Genomic DNA, 21,626 nt, shown 5'->3' with positions numbered 1-21,626 from the left:
TGGTCTTTCGGAACATGATCATCAAGGTTGAACGCGTAAAACAGCTGCTCCTGATTGCCACTTCGCTGACCCATCATGACGATGCACTCCGTCGTTTGATGAATCCAGGATAACGAACAATCCGACTTTCAGGCGAGTTTTTCAACGAAATAGGTCGATTAGCGACGTTCGGAATGCCATCAAAAATCCGTTATTGAGGGCACCCCCTGTTGATGTCAAGGATGTGCCAGTCTAAAAGCAGCGAATCTGCTATGCAGAGATCTAACCATCCATTTGCAGGCATTCCCACCAGTGCGAAACACTGTTGCTAACCGGGAGAAGCGCTGTGTCTGTCCGGCGCACGAGCGCACAATCGCTGCGTTCGACCGCTACACCGAATGGCGCTTCCAGCGCGGTGACGGCGCGGCTCTCGATCAACGCGAGTACCGTGGACTCATGCCCGAAACCCGATTGATCCTCACGCAGAAAGGCAAGGCAGTGCGTTCAAGTCGAGCGTTAAGCGGAGGATCAACTCCGACGGTGAGACGGTCGAATTTCTTGCGGCCGACAGCCTCCAAAGCTAAGTGACCGGTCGGTACCGTTTAGCAGGCCTTGCCGCCGGTCATAGCAGCCACAGTGGCCGCCGAACCTTTGCCAGTCGCCTTGTGGCGCAAGGGCACTCACTCGAAACCGTCCGGTTGTTGTTGGGACATTCTTTGATCACATCTCGCCGTTCTTGGACGTGACGCCGCGAGAGCACCGTGAGGCATTAGCGGAATTTGACAGCCTCGATTGGGAGTGAAGATTTGGTGTCATTGGCCGATACGCCGATGGTCACTGTTGCGTGCCGGCGTCGCCGTGATATATGATACTCATTGAGTATATTCAACGTGAGGCGCCCGCGCATGCACACCCTTACCGAACACCCTATCGACGCCGATACCAAGCAGACAGCATTCGCCTTTCTTGACAGGGCCTCCAAGGCCTTTCCGGTCAAAGGCGCCATCCTCTTTGGTAGCCGTGCGAAAGGCGGATTCCGCCCGGACAGTGACGCCGATATCGCAGTTGTCCTGCCTGGGTCACGCGGCCAATTCATGGAGGCCAAATTAACGATGGCCGACATGGCGTTCGATGTGTTGCTGGAAACGGGTATCCGGGTGCAGCCCCTTCCCGTCTGGGAAGAAGAATGGGCGCATCCGGAGTCGTATTCCAACCCCGCGCTATTACGCAATATCGAAAGTGACGGAGTTCGGCTGTGGTAAGCGTCCACGACCTTCTGACGAAGGCCCTTAGGGCATCGACCTCGGCGGCTTTGCTGCTCGATGATGGTGACATTAACGGGGCGTGCAATCGCGCCTATTACGCCATGTTTGACGCGGCGCGCGCCGCGTTGCTCGCCTCCGGTGCGCCGGTCGATCCGAACGTCGTGCGAACCCACAACGGTGTGATTGCCGCCTTCGGCCTGCACCTGGTCAAGACCGGTCAGGTTCGGCCCGATTGGGGCCGCACTCTGAACCGGGCTCAGGAAATCCGCCAGGTGGCCGACTATACCGGCAACAGCGTGGACACGGAGCTGGCAACGTGGGTCGTTGAGCAGTCAGGCTTGTTCATTCAGGCGATACAGGCCGTGTACCGGATTGATGCACCGAGACCGGCTGATAAAGGTCCGCGACGGCCCCGCCCGTGAGCCGCATGGACAAGGTGATATGTCGAAAATTTGGTGAGAGGATGGTGCGGTGAGAAAGAGCACACCGATGACGCAGCAGGATTTTCTACGGCACGCAATGGACACGATGGGCATGACGCGCGAGCAGTTTGCGGAACGCATAGGTGCAAAGAAGCGCGGGTTGGATAACTGGCTTCTACCCAGCGATTCCAAGGAGTTTCGCGCCATGCCTGAGATGGCGTGGAAGTTCATTCGCGAGATTTTGGAGAATCATTACGAGAAGGCTTGACGATACTCAACGAGTATATAAAATCACCAAGTACTCAGCGAGTTAAATGGAGGAGCGACGACGCGTATCGACTGTCTCTCATGCGTCGCGCACTTGCGCGTGGCGATGAGGAACTGTTTGGAAATTCGCATCACTATCTTGAAGTCGCGCAACGCGTCGCCGCGCGACTGATCGTCGACGACGCGCAGTATCCCTTGGCAACGGTTGAGACGCCACACGTTCAAGCTGACCCGGCATCCTCTTATGTGACTGTCGTTACACCGACTGATGAGCCAACGATTGATGAGGCCGTAAAGCAATGCCTCAACAGCCTAGACCTATTCGGCGAGAAGACTGACGCGATTTTAGACGAGAAAACATGAGCAGCCGCTACCTAGCCTTGGCCGACGCATTACGTCTGGCGATTAATGTGCTGCGTGATGCAGCCGAAAGCCGGTCGATGCCCTCTGGCTTCGAGATGGATGCGGGCTTGGCGCAGCTCCATGCCGACGCGGCCGAGGTTCTCGAAGTTTCGCTGCAAGACTTGAAGGATAACGGGTAGTGGTTGGCGCACACGCTAATAGGAAAACACTTTTTTGATTCGATATGACCGACAGCAAATCGAAAAAAAGCCTTGCTTTACGACTTGGGCTGTGGATTTTTTTCATCGCACTCGTCTTAGCGCTGATCGTCTGGCTTGTACAGATCGGTTGGATCGGTCGGATCCTTTGACCTAGGATCACGTGCGCGACCCGAACCGACTTCACGGCATGGGCCGAAATTGAAATCGGCCCTGAACGCGTGAAGATCTTCTCCGATATTCTGGAACTTGTCGGAAGTTGTCATCCGCGCCCCAAGTGAATCTTCCGCAGAAAGCGACTCACGCTTGCAGCGATTGTTCGGCAATGAGGCGGTGCATCAAGGTTTGTCGGACGTGCTGGCGCGTATGGGTCTTGCGGAAGAATCTCCTGTGGCGGTTCCCGCCGCGTCCGGCCAACGCGGCCTCGACTAAACGCTAATGCAAAGAAAGTAGGTCCTGCGCAAGCGCGACCCACCAGGCTACGCCCGTTTTCAGCGCGGCATCGTCGAAGTCGTAGCTGGTACTGTGTAGTGGAATCGCGCAACCGGAGTCGCCGTATTCCGAACCGTCGCCATTGCCGATGAACACATAACATCCCGGCCGATGCTGCGTATAAAACGCGAAGTCTTCGGATGGCATCTGCGGCGACACATCCACGTTCACGCGATTTTTGCCCACGAGCGATGCCAGCGCGCGCGCCGCACGCGCTGCCTCCTCGCGATGTTTTTCGAGCGCCGGATACACACGCTCGAAGCGAAAGTCTGCTCGCACGCCGTGCGCATCCGCCATGCCCTGCGCGATCTCGTTCATGCGGCGCTCGATCAGATCGAGCACGTCGTCACTGAACGCGCACATTGTGCCCGAAAGCGTGGCGTGCCCTGGAATCACGTTGCCCGCGCTGCCTGCGTGCATTTCCGTGACGGACAATACAGCTGTTGAGGTGCTTCAATTCTGCTACTCTGCTACTGGGTGCTCTTGTTCCGCTAATACACCCAGGTAAGGCGATTTGGAGCTTCTGCCCGTATTTGCTTACCAGGATAAGCAGCTGATCCATGTTTCGTGCTCGCCGCGCGATTGCTGCTGGAGACCGATCGAGTGTTGTTCCGTGTACCTCGCAAGGGGTCGACATGCCGGCCTCCCGGTGTACCGTTAATCTGCCGGGCGACCGTGTTGCGTCCCGCAGCAAATAGCCCATCCGGTTTGCTTGGAAAGCTAGGTCATGAACACCTCGTCGATGATCATCTCGTCAAGGGGTCAGGGTACGAGCCGCAATGCATTTTCAAGTTGATCGAGAGTGTACGGCTTGGGCAAGTCGCGCCATGTGAAATCAGAGGCCTGTTCCGGCAAGACCATGTGACCGGACGAGAAGATGACGTGCATTTTGGGGCAACGCGCCAAGATGCTGCGGGCCAAGTCGATGCCTGACATGCCGGGAAGGTTGAGGTCAGTTATCAGGATATCGAAGTTTCGGCGGATCACCACCTCTAGTGCTTGCCTGGGTGAACTGATGGCTTCGCAGCGGTGACCGAGCATTTTCAGAAGCTCAGTGACCGCCTCGCGAGTCGCACCGTCATCGTCCACAACGAGAATGCGCTTAGTGGTTACTTGGCCTCGAGAACTCTGCGCCTGTTCCTCTTCGCTCTTACAAGGCGGTGCTGCTTGAGCGGGGTCGAGCATCTGGCGTAGCTTAAACGCTATATCGTCGCGGCTATATGGCTTACTCAATAGCTCGACACCCGGGTCCAGACGCCCCCCATGCACGATAGCGTTCTGAGTGTAGCCGGAAGTGAATAAAACCTGCAGATTCGGCTGCAACTGTATGGCGCGCCGCGCCATTTCCGGACTTTTGAGCGTGCCTGGCATGACGACGTCTGTGAAAAGGAGATCGACATGCACGCCGCTGCTCAACACGGCCAGCGCCTGATCCGCATTGTCCGCTTTGAGCACGCTGTAGCCGAGTTGGCTCAACATCTCGATAGCTGTTTCCTGAACTTTTTTGTCGTCCTCTACGACCAGCACCGTTTCGTTGCCGCCGACCGGTGTAGCGGTTCGCCGCGTGACGGGTTCGAGTGCGGCGACAGTCGATCTCGGCAGGTAGACGCGTATCGTCGTGCCGTGTCCGACCTCGCTGTAAATGCGAATGTGACCGCCGCTTTGCTTGACAAAGCCGTAAGCCATGCTCAGGCCCAATCCCGTGCCTTCGCCTTCAGGTTTGGTTGTAAAGAATGGATCGAACGCGCGCTCGATCACGTCCTGAGCCATACCGGTCCCCGAATCGGTAACACCGAGCATCACGTATTGCCCCGCTGGCACGTCCGATAAGGACAGCGAACGCACATACCGGTCATCTAACATTGCGTTAGACAATTCAAGCGTGAGTTTGCCGCCATCAGGCATCGCATCGCGTGCCCCCTGCCCAACCACAAGGCGTGGAACGGAGCTTGCGCGGGTCGGACAATACGTAACTCAGCGATCGCAAGCAGAGGCCGAGCTTACCAAAACACGGTTATACGGTTGACGGAAGCAAAATAGAGGCGCGCGGGCGTTGAACTATGCAACGGGTTCTATTGGTTGACGACGAGCCAGGTATCGTCGAGGTGCTAGAGGTGATTTTGACCGATGCGGGTTACGACGTCCGCTCAGCAAAGAACGGGCTCCAAGCCATGCAACTGGCAAATGACTGGCGACCCGATGCCGTTTGTCCGACTGGATGATGCCGGTGATGGGGGGCGAAGAATTGCTGCATCGACTGAAGTCATCGCCCGCCTTTTGCGCTATTCCTGTGATCGCAATGAGCGCATTGCCGCCCGTCGCGCCGCTTCCCCTCGCAGAAATCCTGCAAAAACCTTTTCCTGTGACCGGGATGCTTAACGCAATAAAACGAGTACTTGCGAGCGCGCCATTGCGCGTTGACCGCTGCATTGACGGTTCGGCCATGTGATTTCTTCGCGAATCAACCTGTAAAGCTTTGCGCGGATCATGCCGATAATACGGCATGGACTTGGCCCAAAATCGTGTTTTAGGATCATTCGAACTGCGAATGATTGACAGCGACCTCGCTCATCTCCGATTTGCGGTTGAAGCGGTACTGCGCGAGCCTATTCCTGCGCTTCCTATCGTCTACTGGTGCAAGCGCCTCAATGACTTGATGCGAAGGCAACATCTGTTGCATCACCAGTTTTCAGCCGTAACTGCGCTGCTTGAAAGGCTGAGTGCAGCTGAGCGGGGCGACGCCGTCGAAGTCGAGCGTTTCGCTCATGTTAGAACGCAAGCGTAGGTCGGACCAGGCATACCTTGCACTGGGAAGGCGCCGGATCTCCGACTGGCATTAACGTGTCGCGATTGTCGTTCAATCCGTGGAAAGAAGTAAGGAGTTACGCGCGCCGCGCTTATTGCCCGGAGCAGGCGGCGCGCGGGATCGAGTCGCGTACGTCATCGTGAAAGCGAGCGACAAGAGCATGAGCGAAATGAGTTTCGCCATTGTCGCGGCACATTACGTCGTACGCGATTCCAAACAGAGGCTCGTTTGTCAATACGCGCCGTCCAACTGCTTTACGCAGACGGAAACAGGTGTAAAGCGGCGAAAGGATTGCTCTGTAAGGCAAAAAGCCTTGCGCATCCTTCTGCCGCACGACTTATTCAGTCTCACGGGTTATTGAGCCAAATGTTTGCTCATATGCAAAACAGAACCTGACACATCGATAGAGGTGCCTTCGTTTTGAGCTAAGACCGTTAGCAAAGTAACTCCGGGCGCAACAACGCTTTGCGTAATAGGCGCGTTGGTACTCTGTCCACGTTTTTGCAGCACTCGAAGCTCAATCAGGCTTGCGCGAAGACCTTACTTACCGACTTCTCTCTCTTCCTGCTCGCGTTCAGTGTAGAGCGCGTCAGGAAACACTTCGAGCCGCGCCTGCGGTATTGGCTCGCCGCTCTCGTCAGACAGTCCGTACGTTCCATCGTCGATCTTCTGCAATGCTCTGTCGATGTCGCCAATACGGAGCCGGTTAAAATTGAGCATGCCCGGATTCGAGCCTGCTGGATTCGTTACGGAAGCAACATCGTCATGGTTAGCAAAATCTTTCCGCATTCGTAACAGGCGTTCTCGCTGCTCCGTCACAAATTCAGTCGTCAATTCACGGTTCTGCATTGTCACTTTTCGCCTCCATACGGATGGGTTCGCGCACATCAGACCTCCGTACCTTAAGGACTGGAGATAGCTTTGGCAATATCCGGCTTAACATAACCAATATGCGGCTGTGCGCGAGATCGCAACTCAACCACAATACACGTGTCATGGCACTACACGCCTGCACCCGTCGGCCTGTATGTAAAAGCCCAGACCTTCTCCCGTGAAAGCATGCAAATGGCAAAAGTTCGTAAGACCAAAACCTCAATGGGCTTGGCGAAGCGCGCCCACCATAAGAAAGCTTTGTTTCTGCCGCTCGATACGGCAGCAGCCAACCGGATTTCGTTGCGATCTTGGACCGCGCTGGAACGGGCGCGCGCAGGTGATGCGGGTTCCGAGGTTGCCTTAGCGCTCGCGCATGCCGCGATGGCGGTGCACCGTCTTGTCATGCTGGGATATGGGGTGGTCGATGAGCACGCGATGTCGAACTCCAAGGCCGGTCTAGCGCGGGTTATCGAACTAGGCTGTGAGACCGGCACTTGGAGATTCGACGAAAATTTGATCGCTTCCCTCGCGCCTGTGCTCGATGAACATCACCGTCAATTGCGACAGGTGAGGATGGTAGCACTCGTCGAGGCAAATGAGTGGTTAGAGGCGAAGCCGGGCAAAGGCGCGCTTATGCAGCATTTATTGCAGGCGAGCGCGGGGGTAAAAGGACAAGACGCCGTTAGAAAGGCCGGTTCTCGCGGCAAATCGGAAGAGATCTCTTGTGGCCGGGTGACAACGACTAAAGTACAGCACAATACGGACGAAAAAGAGCCTCTTTTGAGTTTTGAGTGGGTGGGTTGGCGGGTCAAGGACGGGCGTAAGCCCGGCGAAGCGAATCCTTGAGGCGCCCTGAAGCGCACCGGGTTTTCCGGAGACCTTTACTCCGGCTAGCCAACCACGTCAGTACGGACTTGTGCATGGTTGTGTCCAAACGATAACCTCATGTAGGAGATGACGAACGTTTTGATATGCACGGTGCTGAAAATTGGATGCTTAGACTCGTCTCACAGTCTTCCAATAATTGTCAGGACACCAGCACCATGAAAAAGGCGTTCCTCACCGCGCTCATGACGAGCGCAGGTGTATCTCTTGCCCATGCGGAAAGCAGCGTCACGCTTTACGGTATCGTCGACGACGGCATTCAATACTTCAATCACGTAGGCGTGGCGCAATCGACAGGCGCTAAAGGCAAGCCTGTTCAATATACGAACAAATCCAGCCTGAGCATACGTAGCGGCGCGCTTTACGCGGATCGCTGGGGTTTGCAAGGCAAGGAAGATCTCGGCGGCGGATTAAAGGCTATTTTCCAGCTTGAAAATGGCTTCAATATCAATACCGGTGCATTTGCCAGCAGCGGTAATGAGTTCAATCGCCAGGCTTTTGTGGGCGTCACGTCCGATCGCTTCGGTACTCTGACGATGGGCCGCCAATACGAGCCGATGACCGATTTGCTGCTGCTTTACGGTAACGACTTCGGCAGCGGCTCGGGCACGTATCCGGGCGATATCTCGAATCTCGACGATAGTATTCGCGTCAATAACTCCATCAAATACCAAAGCCCGAACTACCGCGGCATGACCGCCGACGTGCTTTACGGCTTTGGCAATAACGCAGGCTCCTTGAATTCGGGTAGTACGGTCAGTGCGGGCATGAATTACGTGCAAGGCCCGCTTGCCTTGGGCGCCGCTTATCTGCGCATGGTGAATACCTATGGCGTGGGCAATGCATGGTCCGCGTCGTCCGACGGCAATTACGGCTCGTCGCCGACGGCGGGTTTCATCGGCTCGCGCATGGTGCAGATCGTGGGCGCGGTGGCGCAATACACCATCGGCAAGCTCACGGTGGGCACCAATTATGGCTACACACAATATCGTCCGCCGGCGCAGTCGTCGTTTGCGCAGAGCGTGGCTTATAACTCGGTCGGCGCGGGCGCCAAATACTTCATCACGCCTGCCTTGCGCGTGGGTGGTTCCGTGGCCTATACGCGCGGCCAGCCCGTCACGTCGACCGCCGAGCGCGCGCAATACGAAAACATCGCGGGCAATGCGCTTTATCTCCTTAGCAAGCGCACCGGCCTTTATCTGATCGTCGCATATCAGCACGCCAAGGGACAGATGATGGATGCCTACGGCAATGTGATCGGCGCGACTTCCTCCATTGGCGACAGCGCGAACGGAAATTCTTCGGGGTCGGGCAATCAGTTCATGGTCCGCGCCGGCTTCGAAACGCACTTCTAAAGCGTCAAGGGTATAAGCCAGACGACATCGACTGCCTCAAAAAGGCATAGGGTCGTGCTTTTTTTAAAAATTACCATGGTTCGACGAAATATCGAACCGCTTAGGTTCAAGGTGATCAGGCGTGAACAAGAAAATGCATCTCGGAGCGTTCCTGCATGGATTCGGCCATCATCAGGCGGGCTGGCGGCACGAGTCGACTAATCTCGAATCGGAGTTTTCGTTTCAGCACTACCTGCATCTGACGCGCACGGCGGAACGCGGCTCGTTCGATCTCGTGTTCCTCGCGGATAGCGCGGGCTTTCGCGACTGGGATATCTCGGCGCTCAAGCGCATGCCGCGCGTCGCGGTCATGGAGCCGCTCACCTTGCTCTCGGCGCTGGCGGTATCGACGGAGCATATCGGGCTGGTCGCGACCACCTCGACGACTTATAACGAGCCGTACACGGTCGCCCGCATGTTCGCCTCGCTCGATGTGCTGAGCGGCGGGCGAATCGGCTGGAATCTGGTGACCTCGACCTCCGAGTCCGAAGCGATGAACTATCACCTCGCGAGCCAGATTGAGCATTCGAAGCGCTATATGCGGGCCGAAGAGTTTCATCGCGTGGTGGAAGGCCTGTGGCGTTCCTGGGATGCGGATGCCTTCGTGCGCGACAAGCAGGCCGGCCTCTACTTCGATCCCGAACGTCTGCACACGCTCAATCACAAGGGCGATTTCTTCTCGGTGCGCGGGCCGCTGAACACGCCGCCTTCGCCGCAGGGACGCCCGGTGGTCGTGCAGGCGGGATCGTCGGAAGAGGGCAAGGAACTGGCCGCGCGCACGGCGGATGCCGTCTTCACCGCGCAGCCCACGCTGGAAAACGCGCAGAAGTTCTATGCCGATCTCAAAGGCCGCATGAGCCGGTACGGCCGCGCGCAGGACGAACTCAAGATCCTGCCCGGCATGTTGCCGATCGTGGGCGAAACGCAAGCAGACGCACATCGCAAGTTCGAAGAGTTGCAGACGCTGGTGCACGAGGACATCGGCCTGAACCAGCTGAAGGACTTGTTCGGCGGATTTGATCTGTCCGGCTACGACCTCGACGGCCCGCTGCCCGATATCCCCGACACCGAAGGCGGCAAGAGCCGCCGCCAGGTGCTGATCGACATGGCGCGTCGCGAAAGCCTCAGCATCCGCCAGCTTTATCAGCGTACGACGGCGGCGCGCGGTTTCCTGCCGCTGATCGGAACGCCGTCCTTTATCGCCGATGAAATGGAGCGCTGGCTCACGCAGTCCGGCTGCGACGGCTTCAACGTGATGGCGCCGGTGATGCCGCGCGATCTTACCGACTTCGTCGATCACGTCGTGCCGGAACTTCAGAAGCGCGGCCTAATGAACACCGGCTATCCGGAAAAGACCTTGCGCGCGCGTCTGGGCGCACGCATGCCCGCCTGACGCCTGAGCGAAAAAGACCACGCACACCGGACCCTCCATGAAAGCGATCACCATCAGGAACACCCGTCTCGCCGCCGGGCTCGTCTTTGCCGCCATCGGCCTGATGGGCGGCATCTATGCCTGCCAGTACCGTCTCGGCACCGCGACCGACATGGGACCAGGCTACTTCCCGCTCGGCGTGTCCGGCATGCTGGCGCTGCTCGGTCTTACCAACATGCTGATCGGCTGGCGCAAGGGCGCGGACGACGAAGCCGTGAAGCTCAGTCCCACGGCGCTGATCATCGTGGTCGGCATCGTGTTGTTCGGCATCGTGCTCAAGGCGTTCGGCTTCGCGCCGGCGGTCGCGGTGCTGAGCGCCATCGTCTGTTATCAGCGTTGGCGCGAGCGGCCAATCGAAGTGCTGATTCTCACGGTGCTGCTCACCGCCGTGTGCTGCGTGCTGTTCGTGTATCTCCTCGGCATGCCCTTCGCGCTACTCAAGTAACGAAGACGTCAATCTCTTAACACGCTTCACCCCCTGTTTCTTACCCGAGAGGAAAGCCTCATGTCGTCCCAATGGAATGATCTCGTCGCCAACAATCGCAAGCTGTCGGCGGTTTTTCAGCAAAACCATCCGCGCATGCTGAGCGCCTTTAGCGAACTCAACGAAGCGCAAACCGGCACCGGCAAGCTCGATGCCAAAACCCGCGAACTGATCTCGCTCGCGGTGGCCGTCACGACGCGCTGCGATGGCTGTATCGGCTCGCACGCGATGGCGGCGGTGAAAGCCGGCGCGAGCATGGAAGAAGTGAGCGAAGCACTCGGTGTAGCCATTGCGCTGAATGCGGGCGCGGCCTATGTGCATTCGCTGAAGGCGCTCGATGCCGTGGGCGAATTCGGCGCCGGCGCTTCCTGACACCGTTCACACGCTCCGTGCGCCTTGCGCCGGACACCTTCTGTCGATATCAGCCGCGGTGATCATCTTGCAAGAACTCTTCCAGAATCTGGGCTCCGGTTTCCTCACGGCGCTGTCGCCCTACAACTTCTACTACTGCGTGATCGGCGCGGCGCTTGGCACCTTCGTCGGCATTCTTCCAGGCCTCGGCCCGATCACGACCATCGCCATGCTGTTGCCGCTGACGTTCAAGCTGCCGGCGGTGACCTCGCTCATCATGCTCTCGGGCATCTACTACGGCGCGCATCATTCAGGCTCGACCACGGCGGTCATGCTCAACATGCCGGGCGAGCCGACCTCGGTGGTGATCTGCATCGACGGGCATCCGATGGCGCGCAAGGGCCGCGCGGGCGCCGCGCTCAGCACGGCGGCGATCTCGTCGTTCATCGCGGGCTGCTTCGGCGTGCTGGTGATTGCGGTGATGTCGCCGTGGCTCTCGCGTGTGGCGCTGCTGTTCGGCCCGGCGGAATATGCGTCGATGGTCGTCATGGCCCTCATCACGGTCGCGGCGCTCTCTTCCGAAGGTCCGGTGCTCTCGACCATCTGCATGGGCGTGCTGGGCCTTCTCGTGGGCGCGGTGGGCACGGATGTGGCCTCGGGCGTGCAGCGCTTCACCTTCGGCAATCAGGATCTTGCGGACGGCGTGAACTTCGTCGCCGTCGCAGTGGGCCTGTATGCGATTGCGGAAGTCATTCACTTCGCCTCGGGCGGCACGCGCAAGACCGCCTCCGATATCAAGGTGACGGGTCTCATGCCGACGTGGAGTGACTTCAAGATGTCCGCCGCGGCAATTTGTCGCGGCACGCTGATCGGCTCGGCCTTCGGCATTCTACCGGGCACGGGTCCGTTGATCTCGTCCTTCACCAGCTACGCGACGGAACGGCGTCTGTCGAAGACGCCGGAGCGCTTCGGTCACGGCGCGATCGAAGGGGTGGCGGGTCCGGAAGCGGCCAACAACGCCGCCGCCATCACCCACTTCATTCCGATGCTCACGCTTGGCATTCCGGCCGGCGCCGCCATGGCGCTGACGCTGGGCGCGATGATGATCCAGGGCATCACGCCGGGACCGCAGTTCATCACCGAACACTCGATGGTCTTCTGGGGCGTGGTCGCCAGCATGTGGATCGGCAATCTGATGCTGCTGGTGCTGAACCTGCCGATGATCGGCATCTGGATCCGCATGCTCGCGATTCCCTACCGCCTGCTGTTCCCGATGATCGTCGTGTTCTGCTGCATCGGCGTCTACAGCGTGTCGAACTCGGTCACGGACGTGTATCTCACCGCGGTCTTCGCCGTGTTCGGCATCGTGTTCCGGCAATTGAAGTGCTCGGCCGCGCCGCTGGTGCTGGGCCTCGTGCTCGGACCGACGCTGGAGGAAAACGTGCAGCGCGCGCTCACCATCTCGCGCGGCGACTATTTCACTTTCTTCGCGCGGCCGCTAAGCCTTGCGCTGTTGCTGCTCGGCGCGGTACTCGCCATCGCGTTCTCGTCGCGCAAGATGCGCGCGCCTTCGGTCGGACTCGCGGCCGAATGATCGCAATACTCAAACATCAAGACATCGAACGGAAACTGACATGCGCATGAATCGACGTTCCTTTCTCGGCGCCGCCGGGGGTCTGACCGCCGCCGCCATGACTGGGCAGGCCTTTGCCGAAGACGCAGCCTATCCGTCGCGTCCGGTCAGCCTGATCGTGGGCGCGCCGCCGGGAGGCGGCAACGACATCGTGGCGCGCCTGCTCGCGGAACGCCTCACGGCGGACCTCAAGTCGCCGTTCCTGGTGGACAACCGTCCGGGCGCATCCGGCGCGCGCGCGGCCGAATACGTCACGCGGCTGCCACGCGACGGCTACGCGCTGCTGATGGCCAATGTGGCCACGCATGCGATCAACCCGATCCTGCTGCCCGATTCGAGTTTCGATCCGAAGCGCGACAGCGTGCCGATCTCCATGCTCGGCAAGATCACCAATATCCTCGTGATCAATCCCAAGCTGCCGGTGAATTCGGTCGCCGAACTGATCGCCTATGCGAAGGCGCATCCGGGCAAGCTCAACTTCGGCTCGGCGGGCACCGGCGGCTCCGTGCATCTGGCGGGCGAACTCTTCAAGCTGCGCACGGGCGTGGATATCGTGCATGTGCCGTATCGCGGTTCCGGACCGATGGTCACGGACCTCATGTCCGGCGTCTGCCAGTTGGCCTTCGACAACTATCCGTCGTCCATCGGCGGGGTGCGCGCGGGCAGCATGCGTGCGCTCGCGGTGACGGCGGCCGATCGCTGGCCGCTCGTGCCCGACCTGCCGACCATGCAGGAAGCCGGCGTGCCGAATTTCGACATCACCACGTGGTTCGGCATCACCGCGCGCTCCGGCACGCCCGATCCGGTCGTCTCCAAGCTGCATGGCGCCATCGAACAGATTCTTAAGTCGCCGGATTTCATCAAGCATCTCGCGGCTATCGGCGCGGTGCCGTTCGAATTGAGCCGCAGTCATTTCGCGAACTTCCTGACCGAGGAACACAACCGCTGGAAGGAAATCGTCGACGGCGCGCACGTGAAGATCGCCTGACGTGAATTGTCCGCGTAACTCGTTAGCAAGTAACCGTACTCCATGAACTCCGAACAATTTCTCAAAGATGTCGAAGAGGCGCTCGTAGGCGTCACCGTTCCGACCTTGATCCAGATCCTCAACAAGAAGGGCCTGCGCACCCGATTCTTCGAAAACCTGCGTCCCATTTCGAGCGAGAACAGCCGCTTTGTGGGCGAAGCCTTCACCATCCGCACGATTCCCGTTCGCGAAGATCTGCGCGATGCCATCGGCGCGGGCAAGGTGCGCAATCCGCATCGTCAGGCGCTGGGCGAAATCGGCCGAGGCCACGTCGTGGTCTTCGATGCGCGCGGCGAAAACTCGGTCTCGCTGCTGGGCGACATCATCGCGCGCTATCTGTTGCGTGTCGGCGTGCGCGCGGTCGTCACCGACGGCGGCGTGGGCGATGCGCCGCTGATCGACGAACTCGGTTTGCCGGTGTTCCATGGCGGTTCCGCGCCGGTGCCGGGCGGCAACAAGCTGCAGGTGATGGACTGGCAGTTGCCGGTGGGATGCGCGGGTATTGCGGTGTTCCCTGGCGACATCGTGGTGGGCGATGCCAATGGCGTGGTCTGCATTCCGCGCGACAAGGCGCTGGAAGTCGCGCGTCTGGCGAACGAACAGGAAAAGCTCGAAGCGTTTCTAATGAGCGAACTCGATGCCGGCGAACCGCTCGAAGGCACCTATCCGCCCAACGAAGCGACGCTTGCGCGCTATGCGGCGTTCAAGGCCGCGCAATCTCCGGCCAGCGCGTAATCGCCCGCCGCTACGCAAGAGGGTACAACCCATGCAATTGACAGAACAAGCGTTGCGCGCCCGCGACGATTCCGCGCGGCTGGCCGATGCCTTCCGCCTCGCGCTGCGCGGCTTCGGCAACACGGTCACGGTGATCTCGACCGCCGACGGCGGCACGCGCCACGCCATGGTCGCGACCGCCACCATGTCCGTCTCGCTCGAACCGCCGGTGCTGATGATCGCGGTCAATCAGTCCGCCTCGTGTCATCTGCCGCTGGTGAGTCGCGGCGCGTTCTGCGTGAACGTGCTGGGCGCGGGCAATGTCGCGCTCGGCGAGAAGATCGCGCGCGCCGCGAGCCTGGACCGCTTCGGGGTCGGCAACTGGGCGCATTGCGAGGACAAGGAACTGAAGGACATTCCCTTTCTCGAAGAGAGCCAGAGCGCGGTGTTCTGCACCGTGCGCGAACGCTGGGAGCGCGGCACGCACAGCCTGATTGCGGGCGACGTGCGCAGCGTGATCGCTTCGCCGGGGACCGATCCCTTGCTCTATTGCGACGGCGCATACGGCCACTTTTCGATTTTCTAGTAAGCCTGCTTCAAGCGGCGGCTTTCGAACATTCTGAGGAAGGAAACGGATGGAACTGGGTCTGGTTGGAAAACGCGCCGTGGTGCTGGGCGCGAGCAGCGGGCTGGGCGCGTCGTGCGCGCGCACGCTGCTGGCCGAAGGCGCGGACGTGACCGCCTGCGGACGGCGCACGGCTTTGATCGACGCATGGATTGCAGAAAACGATCCGCACGTGCAGACGCGCGCGTCGAGTCTCGCGCTCGATCTGAAGTCGCGCGAATCGGTGGCGGCGGCCATCGAAGACATTCATGCGCGCGGCGGCGCGGATATTCTCGTGCTCAATTCGGGCGGCCCGCCCACCACCACCGCGCTCGATGCGCGCCCCGAAGACTGGCCCGCGCAATTCCAGGCGATGGCATGCAGCCTGTTCGAACTGACGCAGGCCATGCTGCCGGGCATGATCGGGCGGCAGTGGGGGCGCATCGTCATCATCTCGTCGTCGGGCGTGGAGCAGCCGATTGCGCGGCTCGCGCTGTCGAACGCCATTCGCGCGTCCATCGCGGGCTGGGCAAAGACCTTGTCGGCGGAAGTGGCGCCACACGGCATCACCGTGAACCTGGTACTGCCGGGGCGCATTCTGACTGACCGCGTGCGGCAGATAGACGGCGAAACCGCGAACCGCACCGGCCAGTCGATCGGCGATGTCGCCGCCGCCTCGTCCGCCGCGATTCCCATGGCCCGCTACGGCACCGCCGACGAGTTCGCCTCCGTGGTCACCTTCCTCGCCAGCGAACGCGCGTCGTACATGACGGGCGGGAAAGTGCGCGTGGACGGCGGCATGATCCGCGCGGTGTGATGTGCCGACGAGCGGCCACGTGCGTGGCCGCTCGTACCAAAACAGTCCAAACACGGCGCGGCAAAGCGTCCGGGAATATTGGTGCGCTATTTTGGCGGAGCATACTCGGACTGCCTCCACGCGTCCCGAGTCGCTTTTGCCATGTCCCTGAATGCCCGTCAGATCGAGGTGTTCCGCGCGATCATGATCACCGGATCGATCAGCGCCGCCTCACGCCTGCTGCACGTTTCTCAACCCGCCATCAGCCGCGTGCTGGCGTATATGGAGCAGCGTCTCGGCTATCCGCTGTTCCAGCGCATCAAGTCGCGGCTGCATCCGACGATGGAAGGGAAGGAACTCTTTCGCGAGATCGAACAGGTCTATCGCGGCATCGCGAGGGTCAACGAACGCGCGCGCGAACTCGGTGAGCGTCGCTCGGGCGTGTTGCATCTGGTGGGTGGACCGAGTCTCGGTTACCAACTGATCCCCGCCGCCATCGCCCGGTTTCGCAGCAAGCACGATCAGGTGAAGGTCACGTTCCAGGCGCTGACCTTGCCGTCCTTGCTCGATGCGCTCATCCAGCAGCGCGCGGAACTCGGCTTGTCGATGACGCCGGTCGAACATCCCAACATCGATTCCACGCCGCTGTGCCACGGCACGGTTGTATGCGTATTCCCCAGCGGCCATGCGCTTGCGAAGCTCGAGACCGTCACGGTGGCCGATCTTGTCGCGCATCCGCTGGTCTCGTATCCCCACGGCACGCCGTTCGGCAACGTGGTCGAGAACATCTTCGCGGCGGCGGAGATCGCCAAGCCCGTGGCGGTGGAAGTGGCTTCACCGCAGGAGGCCTGTTCGGTGGTGACGGCGGGCGGCGGTGTGGCCTTCGTCGATACCTTCTCGATGAACAGCCGTCTGGGCCACGGTCTCGATTCGCGTCCCATCCACGACAGCCCGCAACTCACGGCCAATCTGCTGCGCCTGAAGCAGGAGCCGCTGTCGCGTCTTGCCGGCGCGTTTTGCGAGACGTTGCGCGACATCACCGCCGAGTTCGGCTATCGCCCTGCCGAGGAGTTCGCAAGCGCTTCCGTCGATGCGATCACGATGTAGCGTTCCGATAAAAAGGTATGGGGTAAGGCCAAATTGACACAGTTAAGCTGAATGCTCCTGTCGTTGCATTTCAAAGCAATTGCAACGAATTCATTTGCGGAGCTAAACATGTCTGATCGGCTTTCCATGCAGGTGGCGGCAGCGGTAAATGGCGCGTCGTCCTTCGGCGTGCAGCACGGTGTTTACACGATTTGTCCCACCCCCTTTACTGAAGACCTGCGTGTCGATGTGGAAAGCATCGAGACGCTGGTCGAGTTTCAGATCGCCGCGCGGGTCACGGGCCTGGCGATCCTCGGTTTTCTCGGCGAGTCGCACAAGCTCTCGAACGCCGAACGCAGGACGGTAATCGAGACGTTCATCCGTCAGGCCGGCGGCCGCGTGCCGGTGTGGGTTGGGGTACGCGCGCTGGGCATCACGGGCGCTATCGAACAGGCGCTGGAAGCGCAGGCGCTGGGCGCGGCCGCCGTGTTCGCCGCGCCGCTCGACGGCGCATCGGCGGAACTGTTGTTCAACTACTACCGCCAGCTTGCGGATGCGCTGGAGATTCCCGTCATCATCCACGACTTCCCGGATTCGTTCGGCACGGTGGTGTCGCCCGAAGTCGTCGCGCGTCTCGGACGCGAGGGCGGCGTACATGTGATCAAGATGGAAGAGCCGCCCGTCGCACCGAAGATCTCGAAGATTCTCGCGCTCGCGGACGGCACGGTGAGCGTGTTCGGCGGATTGGGCGGCGTGTACTTTCTGGAAGAGTTGCAGCGCGGCGCGGTTGGCACCATGACCGGCTTTGCATTTCCGGAGATTCTCGTCGAAATCTACGAACGTTATGCGCAAGGCGATTACGCGTGGGCGGCGGCCACCTTCGACCGTTACTGTCCGCTGCTGCGCTACGAGTTCCAGCCGAAGATCGGCATCACCTTGCGCAAGTACATCTATCAGCAGCGTGGTGCAATCCGTTGCGCGGCCGTGCGCCAGCCCGGCGTGCAGATCGATGCGCAAACCGCGCGCGAACTCGAACAGGTCGTGGAGCGCGTGGGACTGTCCGTTTGCGCTGCATCGCCCATCGACGTACTGTGATTCGACTCGCCGGAACCCGCTCATGACTTTCGATTTCACGATACGTCACGGCACCGTCGTGAACGCGGATGGTGCCGCAAGCGTCGATATCGGCGTACGCGACGGCGTGATCGCCGCGATGGAGCCCGGCCTGCCCGTCGGCCTGCGCGATATCGACGCGCGCGGCCGCTTCGTGCTGCCCGGCGGCGTGGACAGCCATTGCCACGTCGAGCAGTTGTCGGGCATGGGCCTGATGTGCGCCGACGACTTCTACAGCGCGACGGTCTCGGCAGCGTTCGGCGGCAACACCACGATCATTCCGTTCGGCGCGCAGCATCGCGGCAACGCGCTGCCCGAGGTGATCGCCGACTACTCGAGGCGCGCGGCGGAGAAGGCCGTGATCGACTACGGCTTTCATCTGATTCTCGCCAATCCCGACGAGCAGACCTTGCGGGTGGACCTGCCGCAGGCGATCCGCGACGGCATCACGTCGTTCAAGGTGTTCATGACCTACGACGCGCTGAAGCTCGACGATTTTCAGATGCTCGACGTGCTCGATGTCGCGCGCACCGAAGGCGCGCTCGTAATGGTGCATGCGGAGAATCACGACATGATCCGCTGGCTCGCTCAGCGTCTGGTGGAACGCGGGCACAAGGCGCCGAAGTATCACGCCGTCGCCCATACGCCGCTTGCGGAAGCGGAGGCGACGTATCGCGCGATTGCGCTCTCGCAACTGGCGGGCACGCCGCTGATGATCGTGCATGTGTCCACGCCCGAGGCCATTCGCACGATTGCGGCGGCACAGGCGCTGGGCGTGCCGATCTACGGGGAGACCTGTCCGCAGTATCTGTTTCTGACGGCGGAAGATATCGATCAGCCCGGTATGGAAGGCGCGAAGTTCTGCTGCAGTCCGCCGCCGCGCGACGGCGTGGCGCAGGATGCATTGTGGGAGGCGCTCAAGACCGGCGTGCTGCGCATGTATTCGTCGGATCACGCGCCCTATCGTTTCGATGAAACCGGCAAACTGCCGCACGGCAACAAGACCTCGTTCAAGCAGATGGCGAACGGCGTGCCGGGACTCGAAGCGCGCCTGCCGCTTTTGTTCTCGGCGGGCGTCAACACGGGCCGCATGACGATGGAACAGTTCGTCGATGTGAGCGCCACGCAGCACGCGCGCACTTACGGCCTCTATCCTCGCAAAGGCGTGCTCGCGGTCGGCAGCGATGCCGATATCGCCGTGTGGAACGCGACGCGCGAAGTCACGCTGTCGGCGTCCATGCTGCACGACCGCGTGGGTTATACGCCATATGAAGGGCGCACCGTGACGGGATGGCCGGAAATCGTGGTGAGTCGCGGTCGCGTCGTGGTCGAAGACAACGCGCTGCATGTCGAAGCCGGTTCCGGCGCCTATCTGCGGCGCGGTACGCCGGAGCCGGTGCTGGCGGCGAGTTCGGGTTCGGGGTGGATGATGGGTGCGTCGGCGCATGCGTTCGGGACCTATCGCGATGAAGCGTGACGGTATCGCAATGAACGCGGCGGCGGCCCGCGAAGCGCCATCGCGCAGCCGACCGGCGACCTTGCTGGCGGGCTTCTGCACCTTGCTCGTCTATCAGCTCGCGGGCGATCTGATCGCATGGCGCTTGCCCGTGCCGTTTCCCGGCGCGTTGATCGGCCTCTTGTTGCTGACGCTGCGTTGCGTGTGGAAGAAAGAAGTGCCGCCGGATATCGAAGCCGCGAGCGCGTTGCTGCTCGGCTGCCTCGCGTTGTTCTATGTGCCCGCTGCAACGGGGCTGATTACGCATCTCGGCTTGCTCGAAGCGGACTGGTGGCGCATTGCGCTTGCCATTGTCGTTTCGACCGTGGCCGGCATGACGGCGACGGCGTTCGTCATGCGCTGGCTGAATCGGGGCGATGCATGAACGGCGCGTTGTCCGAAGGCATCTCGTCGCTGATGATGGAGCCGTTGTTCTGGCTTGCCGCGACCTTGCTCGTGTATCGCTTCTCCCTTTGCGTTGGACGTGCGACGAAGCAGCATCCGCTGTTCAATCCGGTGCTGGTGTCGGTGGTGTGTCTGTTGTTGCTGCTGACGGTGACGCGCACGTCCTACGACACTTTCATGCAGGGCGCGCAGTACGTGAACGTGTTGCTCGGACCCGCGACGGTGGCGCTTGCGGTGCCGCTATACCGAAGTTTGAGCGCGATACGCAGCTGCCTTCGCGCGGTCGTGCCTGCGGTGATCGCGGGCGCGGTGACCTCGTCGCTGATGGCGGCGCTCATCGCGCATCTATGCGGCGCGTCGCCGTTGGTCGAAGTGTCGCTGCTCACGCATTCGGTGACGACGCCCATCGCCATCGGCGTATCGACCCGCGTGGGCGGGGATGCATCGCTGGCGGCGACCTTCACCGTGCTGACGGCGGTCGTCACCGTGCTCTGCGCGCGCTTCGCCGCACGGTTGGCGGGCGTGCGCGACTTGAAGATTCAAGGCCTGGCCGCCGGCACGACCGGACACGGCCTCGCCGTTGCGACCATGATCGCGATCGACGGCACGGCCGGTGCGTTCGCGGGATTTGCGCTGGGGCTCAATGGCGTGGTGACATCGGCACTGGTGCCGTTGGCCGCACATGTGTTGCGACTGATCGGAGCCTGAGCGTCAGGCTGGCGCTTTCGCGGAAGCATCCGGCGCACCCGTCGCATGCCCGCGCTGCTGCGCCACGCGCTTTTGCGCGTGCTGAATGTCGAGCGGATAGTGCGCCGTCTGCGCGCCGGGATCGTAGCCGGCCTGTTCGAGCGCGGACAAGTCGCGATTGAGCGTCTGGCGCGAAGAACCGTCCGGGCCTTGCGCGAAGCTAGAAGCAGAGGCGGCGAGCAGGGCGCCGACAGATACACAGCGAACGAGCTTATTCATAGCAGTCTCCTTTTGCAATTTCTTCCGTGTAACTGAGAATGAGTTGCGCCCAATGGCGCGCGATCCATGATAGCGCCCTTGTACGGGAGGCGCCGGATCGCGCTTGGCTCAGCCTCAGCATGAAATGTCTCGCTTTTGGCGCATGAAACGCCGTACGTCATACTTTTAGCAGTTCGCGCAAAGCGAGCGATAGCGCTTGGTCGGTGAAGCACGTACTCGTCGGCGGACAAGTTGAACGGAACACACGAACAGCAAGGCTTACTCTTCGAGGAGTATCTATCGTTTTATCGCGAGGTTTGCTGGCATCAACATAGCATCGAGGCTACGCGACGATGCCTGATGCTCATGAAGCGTTTCTGCACTATGCGATCAAGGGCTGCGCGCGTTTAAACGCGCTTCACGTAGGTCCGCAGGCAAAGCACGTCGCCTCATCAATTTGCAATGTCTCAAACTACATTTTGAACAGATTTTACATACCTAACATTATCGAACGATCGTTTTGTAGCGGCTAGATTGTAATGTCCGTATATGGACTCCTCCTCGTTTGCAAACACTCTGCGTGTCAGCCCTAGTATCG

Annotated in this window: 26 protein-coding genes; 22 read left to right on the top strand and 4 right to left on the bottom strand. The window is 60.5% G+C overall.

The window, feature by feature from the left end; translation table 11 throughout:
* Positions 1 to 884 precede the first annotated feature (884 nt).
* The 5 genes from NCT04_RS11715 (at position 885) to NCT04_RS11695 (ending at position 2,475) form a co-directional block, all read left to right on the top strand.
* Positions 885 to 1,241, top strand: a complete 357-nt coding sequence (locus tag NCT04_RS11715; protein WP_250465536.1) for a nucleotidyltransferase domain-containing protein — start codon at positions 885 to 887, stop codon at positions 1,239 to 1,241.
* Positions 1,235 to 1,666, top strand: coding sequence for a HEPN domain-containing protein (locus NCT04_RS11710; RefSeq protein WP_250465534.1), 432 nt, complete (start codon positions 1,235 to 1,237; stop codon positions 1,664 to 1,666). Before NCT04_RS11715 ends, NCT04_RS11710 begins: the two co-directional genes overlap by 7 nt.
* 67 nt (positions 1,667 to 1,733) lie before the next feature.
* Complete coding sequence (locus NCT04_RS11705; RefSeq protein WP_250465532.1) at positions 1,734 to 1,934, top strand: transcriptional regulator; 201 nt, start codon at positions 1,734 to 1,736, stop codon at positions 1,932 to 1,934.
* Between the two features lie 80 nt (positions 1,935 to 2,014).
* Positions 2,015 to 2,296 (top strand): hypothetical protein, encoded by a 282-nt coding sequence (locus NCT04_RS11700; protein ID WP_250465531.1) that lies wholly within the window; start codon positions 2,015 to 2,017, stop codon positions 2,294 to 2,296.
* The gene (locus NCT04_RS11695; RefSeq protein WP_250465530.1) at positions 2,293 to 2,475 is read left to right on the top strand and encodes a hypothetical protein; all 183 of its coding nucleotides are present in this window, start codon (positions 2,293 to 2,295) and stop codon (positions 2,473 to 2,475) included. The genes NCT04_RS11700 and NCT04_RS11695 overlap by 4 nt, the downstream gene beginning before the upstream one ends.
* A 453-nt stretch (positions 2,476 to 2,928) precedes the next feature.
* Here NCT04_RS11695 and NCT04_RS11690 read toward each other — a convergent pair whose 3' ends face one another.
* Complete coding sequence (locus NCT04_RS11690; RefSeq protein ID WP_250465528.1) at positions 2,929 to 3,420, bottom strand: M20/M25/M40 family metallo-hydrolase; 492 nt, start codon at positions 3,418 to 3,420, stop codon at positions 2,929 to 2,931.
* A 327-nt stretch (positions 3,421 to 3,747) separates the two neighbouring features.
* On the bottom strand, positions 3,748 to 4,890 hold the full coding sequence (locus NCT04_RS11685; protein ID WP_350030010.1) for a response regulator: 1,143 nt from the start codon (positions 4,888 to 4,890) through the stop codon (positions 3,748 to 3,750).
* Between the two features lie 155 nt (positions 4,891 to 5,045).
* On the opposite strand from NCT04_RS11685, the gene NCT04_RS34690 reads away from it, so the two are divergent.
* On the top strand, positions 5,046 to 5,207 hold the full coding sequence (locus NCT04_RS34690; protein WP_350030009.1) for a response regulator: 162 nt from the start codon (positions 5,046 to 5,048) through the stop codon (positions 5,205 to 5,207).
* Positions 5,192 to 5,434, top strand: a complete 243-nt coding sequence (locus NCT04_RS11680) for a hypothetical protein (RefSeq protein WP_250465527.1) — start codon at positions 5,192 to 5,194, stop codon at positions 5,432 to 5,434. Before NCT04_RS34690 ends, NCT04_RS11680 begins: the two co-directional genes overlap by 16 nt.
* Before the next feature lie 897 nt (positions 5,435 to 6,331).
* Here NCT04_RS11680 and NCT04_RS11675 read toward each other — a convergent pair.
* Positions 6,332 to 6,640 (bottom strand): TraR/DksA family transcriptional regulator, encoded by a 309-nt coding sequence (locus NCT04_RS11675; RefSeq protein ID WP_250465537.1) that lies wholly within the window; start codon positions 6,638 to 6,640, stop codon positions 6,332 to 6,334.
* Between the two features lie 141 nt (positions 6,641 to 6,781).
* Here NCT04_RS11675 and NCT04_RS11670 point away from each other — a divergent pair, with 141 nt between their 5' ends.
* From NCT04_RS11670 to NCT04_RS11600, 15 genes are all read left to right on the top strand, one after another.
* Positions 6,782 to 7,510, top strand: a complete 729-nt coding sequence (locus tag NCT04_RS11670) for a hypothetical protein (RefSeq protein WP_250465525.1) — start codon at positions 6,782 to 6,784, stop codon at positions 7,508 to 7,510.
* 197 nt (positions 7,511 to 7,707) lie between these two features.
* Positions 7,708 to 8,904 carry a porin gene (locus NCT04_RS11665; RefSeq protein ID WP_250465524.1) on the top strand — a complete coding sequence of 399 codons (1,197 nt, stop codon included), beginning with the start codon at positions 7,708 to 7,710 and terminating at the stop codon, positions 8,902 to 8,904.
* A 121-nt stretch (positions 8,905 to 9,025) separates the two neighbouring features.
* Positions 9,026 to 10,336, top strand: a complete 1,311-nt coding sequence (locus NCT04_RS11660) for an LLM class flavin-dependent oxidoreductase (protein ID WP_250465522.1) — start codon at positions 9,026 to 9,028, stop codon at positions 10,334 to 10,336.
* Between the two features lie 37 nt (positions 10,337 to 10,373).
* Positions 10,374 to 10,820 carry a tripartite tricarboxylate transporter TctB family protein gene (locus NCT04_RS11655; protein WP_250465520.1) on the top strand — a complete coding sequence of 149 codons (447 nt, stop codon included), beginning with the start codon at positions 10,374 to 10,376 and terminating at the stop codon, positions 10,818 to 10,820.
* 60 nt (positions 10,821 to 10,880) lie between these two features.
* A complete protein-coding gene (locus NCT04_RS11650; RefSeq protein ID WP_250465519.1) occupies positions 10,881 to 11,231 on the top strand; it encodes a carboxymuconolactone decarboxylase family protein in 351 nt (116 codons plus the stop codon).
* 67 nt (positions 11,232 to 11,298) lie between these two features.
* A complete protein-coding gene (locus NCT04_RS11645) occupies positions 11,299 to 12,804 on the top strand; it encodes a tripartite tricarboxylate transporter permease (RefSeq protein ID WP_250465517.1) in 1,506 nt (501 codons plus the stop codon).
* Between the two features lie 46 nt (positions 12,805 to 12,850).
* Positions 12,851 to 13,831: a Bug family tripartite tricarboxylate transporter substrate binding protein gene (locus tag NCT04_RS11640; RefSeq protein WP_250465516.1), complete on the top strand. Its 981-nt coding sequence runs from the start codon at positions 12,851 to 12,853 to the stop codon at positions 13,829 to 13,831.
* A 42-nt stretch (positions 13,832 to 13,873) separates the two neighbouring features.
* Positions 13,874 to 14,605: an RraA family protein gene (locus NCT04_RS11635; RefSeq protein ID WP_250465514.1), complete on the top strand. Its 732-nt coding sequence runs from the start codon at positions 13,874 to 13,876 to the stop codon at positions 14,603 to 14,605.
* Positions 14,606 to 14,636: 31 nt separating this feature from the next.
* Complete coding sequence (locus NCT04_RS11630) at positions 14,637 to 15,170, top strand: flavin reductase family protein (RefSeq protein WP_250465513.1); 534 nt, start codon at positions 14,637 to 14,639, stop codon at positions 15,168 to 15,170.
* Between the two features lie 49 nt (positions 15,171 to 15,219).
* Positions 15,220 to 16,005, top strand: a complete 786-nt coding sequence (locus tag NCT04_RS11625; RefSeq protein ID WP_250465511.1) for an SDR family oxidoreductase — start codon at positions 15,220 to 15,222, stop codon at positions 16,003 to 16,005.
* A gap of 141 nt (positions 16,006 to 16,146) precedes the next feature.
* Positions 16,147 to 17,091: a LysR substrate-binding domain-containing protein gene (locus NCT04_RS11620; RefSeq protein ID WP_250465510.1), complete on the top strand. Its 945-nt coding sequence runs from the start codon at positions 16,147 to 16,149 to the stop codon at positions 17,089 to 17,091.
* A gap of 108 nt (positions 17,092 to 17,199) precedes the next feature.
* Positions 17,200 to 18,165: a dihydrodipicolinate synthase family protein gene (locus NCT04_RS11615; protein WP_250465508.1), complete on the top strand. Its 966-nt coding sequence runs from the start codon at positions 17,200 to 17,202 to the stop codon at positions 18,163 to 18,165.
* 22 nt (positions 18,166 to 18,187) lie between these two features.
* Complete coding sequence (gene hydA / locus NCT04_RS11610; RefSeq protein WP_250465506.1) at positions 18,188 to 19,660, top strand: dihydropyrimidinase; 1,473 nt, start codon at positions 18,188 to 18,190, stop codon at positions 19,658 to 19,660.
* Positions 19,650 to 20,063, top strand: a complete 414-nt coding sequence (locus tag NCT04_RS11605) for a CidA/LrgA family protein (RefSeq protein WP_250465505.1) — start codon at positions 19,650 to 19,652, stop codon at positions 20,061 to 20,063. The genes hydA and NCT04_RS11605 overlap by 11 nt, the downstream gene beginning before the upstream one ends.
* The gene (locus NCT04_RS11600; protein ID WP_250465503.1) at positions 20,060 to 20,791 is read left to right on the top strand and encodes an LrgB family protein; all 732 of its coding nucleotides are present in this window, start codon (positions 20,060 to 20,062) and stop codon (positions 20,789 to 20,791) included. The genes NCT04_RS11605 and NCT04_RS11600 overlap by 4 nt, the downstream gene beginning before the upstream one ends.
* 3 nt (positions 20,792 to 20,794) lie before the next feature.
* Here the strand turns inward: NCT04_RS11600 and NCT04_RS11595 are convergent, their stop codons facing one another.
* Positions 20,795 to 21,049: a DUF4148 domain-containing protein gene (locus NCT04_RS11595; protein ID WP_250465501.1), complete on the bottom strand. Its 255-nt coding sequence runs from the start codon at positions 21,047 to 21,049 to the stop codon at positions 20,795 to 20,797.
* Between the last annotated feature and the right edge of the window lie 577 nt (positions 21,050 to 21,626).

The organism is Caballeronia sp. GAFFF2 (assembly GCF_023631485.1).
Taxonomy (GTDB): domain Bacteria; phylum Pseudomonadota; class Gammaproteobacteria; order Burkholderiales; family Burkholderiaceae; genus Caballeronia.
The sequence above is the reverse complement of the archived record's forward strand: the minus strand, read 5'-3'. Positions and strand labels throughout refer to the sequence as shown.